Source organism: Gilliamella sp. Bif1-4 (assembly GCF_001690535.1).
In the GTDB taxonomy this organism is placed as follows: domain Bacteria; phylum Pseudomonadota; class Gammaproteobacteria; order Enterobacterales; family Orbaceae; genus Gilliamella; species Gilliamella bombi.
Genome location: NZ_LZHC01000058.1, coordinates 1 through 2,328, shown reverse-complemented (window position 1 = coordinate 2,328; position 2,328 = coordinate 1). Strand labels below are relative to the sequence as shown.

Genomic DNA, 2,328 nt, shown 5'->3' with positions numbered 1-2,328 from the left:
AAAATTGCTTGGATATTAAGTAACAGAGAATAAAATCATAGGTTAAGATTTATTTTCATCCGTTTTAAATAAGCCTGAAGAATCATCGGAATAATCTCTAGGCTGCTTATCAAGCGTAACTTCTTTTTTTTCGTTAGAATCTGTGTTTGAATCAAAATCTAAAGACTGAATCTTACCACTATCCATAAATTGACTAGAGTTTTCAGCCATATGTTGATAAAGACGACGAAAATCTTTAGCCATATTATCCAATATTTCTGCACTATGTGAAAAATGTTTAGCTATCATTTGTTTTTGCGCTATTAGTTCATCTTTTGTTTGATCTAACTCTTGTTTAACTTTGGCATATTTACGTGCCTTAGGGCTAATAACACTAATAAAAATGAAACAAATAATAAAACCAATCACGAACCCGATTATAAGATAAGTAAGCATACCTTTATCCATTATTCACTCCTTATATCTTTAAGATATATAATTTTATAAAATTGAAGACTAACTATCAGTGCTTATTTTGCATGGTTAGCAAGTTTTATCAATTGTTTTTTTAACTTGTCTGGTGCATTTTCTGCTAATGCAGATAGAAACATTGCGCTTTTTTGTGTCATCACGCTTGAAGCTAAAGATAACTTATCACTTTGATAATTGCTCTGTGACCACCTCACCGAAATATCTGGATTAATCTGATATTGAATAGAAGATAAGGAGGGTAAAATATTTTTTCGTATTTCAGATATTAAATTGCTTTGTTCATATTTCAATCTAGTTAACCAACAAGCTGAACTAACCTCTAAAATCAACACACCTTGACGATAGTTAGCAACTCGGCATTGTTGATTCAATGGTGAAGGCAATAAATCATAAACGACTTTAGCTAAAGAGCATAATGCATTAGTTCTATCTTGAATCTTAGACAGAGAAGAGGCTTGTGTCAAAATTGAGGTCAACATTTGTGGTTCGTTATAACGCATAATTATGCCTTTTATTAAAAATAATAATAGTAACTAAAATGCAAAAATATTTTTCCACCAATGTTTAAATAATTTACCTTATTTGAATGAAAAAGTCCCTTAAAAAAAGAATATTTTCACTTAATTAACACTTTATAAAAAAGATCACAAATAACTCAAAATCAAAAGAACAAAATAAAAAAATGGCAAATACTATTAATATAATATCTGCCAGTTTTATAAAAATAAAAGTTAATTATTGATTTTAACTTTACTTATGCGGCTTATTTTCTCTAATAAAAGTCCATAAAACAATAGCACCAATAACATCAAAAAATGCTAATGCAACAAAGAAAGGACCAAACCCAATTATGCTAACAAAAGCACCAATAAATAGATTAAAAATTAACTGACCTGTCCATGCACATGCTCCTGCCATTCCAACTGCCGTAGCCCTGGATTCAAACATGAAGTGCAATTTTAAACACGGTGGAGTGAAGAAAGTAGAAAGGTGATTTATACTAGCACCTTCGCACCACCACAGTTTGGAGATTGCTATGTATTATAATCACCTTTCTAGGAAGGAAAGATACCAGATTTTCGTATTATTACAAGCCGGAAAGAATAAAAAAGAGATAGCCCAGCTACTCAATAGACATCCTTCGACAATAAGTCGAGAGATAAAAAGAAACTCAAAACATAATCAAGTCTATCAAGCACATGAGGCGGTGACACTCGCTCGGAAAAGGCGAAAAAATAGCGGTAATGGTAAGCCAATAGAGTCTTCAGTATGGCGTCAAGTTGAAAAATACCTCATGCTTTATTACAGCCCAGAGCAGATTGCTGCACGTTTAAAGAAAATCAGCGTCCAATCAATCTATAACTATCTTTATCAAAATAAAGCGCGCTATGAACAATTCATGTAAATACCCCAAACTTAGTACACAACTCACGTAGAAAATCATGCTGCTTGTTTTAGTGTTTTATACTCAATCGGCGTCATATTATTTAGTGCTTCATGAGGCCTTTCGGTGTTATAAATCGTTAACCATTCTTCGGTTATTCTCCTTGCTTGTGCTAAGTTGTTAAAAAGATATAAATCGAGTACTTCAGTACGATAGGTACGATTAAATCGTTCAATATAGCCATTTTGATAAGGGCTACCTGGATATAATCAATGGTTATATCATGTGATTTAGCCCAGTTTATAAAGGTTTTTCCTGTAAATTCGGGTCCATTATCGACCCGTATTTTTAATGGATACCCATGATATTCGGCCAGTTTATCTAAATAACGGGTAATCCTTCCTGCCGGTAAGCTCACTGCAATATCAATACCTAACGCCTCACGATTAAAGTCATCGATGACATTGAATGTC

Annotated in this window: 5 protein-coding genes and 1 pseudogene; 1 reads left to right on the top strand and 5 read right to left on the bottom strand. The window is 32.7% G+C overall.

Annotated elements, in window-relative coordinates; all coding sequences use genetic code 11:
* Positions 1–42: 42 nt before the first annotated feature.
* From A9G25_RS08290 to A9G25_RS12370, 3 genes and pseudogenes are all read right to left on the bottom strand, one after another.
* The gene (locus A9G25_RS08290) at positions 43–447 is read right to left on the bottom strand and encodes a YhcB family protein (RefSeq protein WP_065625645.1); all 405 of its coding nucleotides are present in this window, start codon (positions 445–447) and stop codon (positions 43–45) included.
* Positions 448–509: 62 nt separating this feature from the next.
* Positions 510–971 carry a DUF721 domain-containing protein gene (locus tag A9G25_RS08285; protein ID WP_065625984.1) on the bottom strand — a complete coding sequence of 154 codons (462 nt, stop codon included), beginning with the start codon at positions 969–971 and terminating at the stop codon, positions 510–512.
* Positions 972–1,221: 250 nt separating this feature from the next.
* A pseudogene (locus A9G25_RS12370) lies at positions 1,222–1,407 on the bottom strand (MFS transporter); the annotation flags it as partial.
* A gap of 100 nt (positions 1,408–1,507) precedes the next feature.
* On the opposite strand from A9G25_RS12370, the gene A9G25_RS08280 reads away from it, so the two are divergent.
* Positions 1,508–1,876: an IS30 family transposase gene (locus tag A9G25_RS08280; RefSeq protein ID WP_065626537.1), complete on the top strand. Its 369-nt coding sequence runs from the start codon at positions 1,508–1,510 to the stop codon at positions 1,874–1,876.
* Between the two features lie 35 nt (positions 1,877–1,911).
* Here the strand turns inward: A9G25_RS08280 and A9G25_RS13405 are convergent, their stop codons facing one another.
* Together A9G25_RS13405 and A9G25_RS08275 are read right to left on the bottom strand one after the other, a co-directional pair.
* Positions 1,912–2,091, bottom strand: coding sequence for an integrase core domain-containing protein (locus A9G25_RS13405; RefSeq protein ID WP_081297201.1), 180 nt, complete (start codon positions 2,089–2,091; stop codon positions 1,912–1,914).
* Positions 2,028–2,328: DDE-type integrase/transposase/recombinase (locus A9G25_RS08275; protein ID WP_141675060.1), on the bottom strand; the 301-nt coding region annotated here is incomplete at its 5' end. The genes A9G25_RS08275 and A9G25_RS13405, both read right to left, overlap by 64 nt.

What these genes read in the sequence shown, in the direction of transcription:
- A9G25_RS08290 (WP_065625645.1), bottom strand. Translation starts at nt 447, where the DNA reads ATGGATAAAGGTATGCTTACTTATCTTATAATCGGGTTCGTGATTGGT.
- A9G25_RS08285 (WP_065625984.1), bottom strand. Translation starts at nt 971, where the DNA reads ATGCGTTATAACGAACCACAAATGTTGACCTCAATTTTGACACAAGCC.
- A9G25_RS08280 (WP_065626537.1), top strand. Translation starts at nt 1,508, where the DNA reads ATGTATTATAATCACCTTTCTAGGAAGGAAAGATACCAGATTTTCGTA.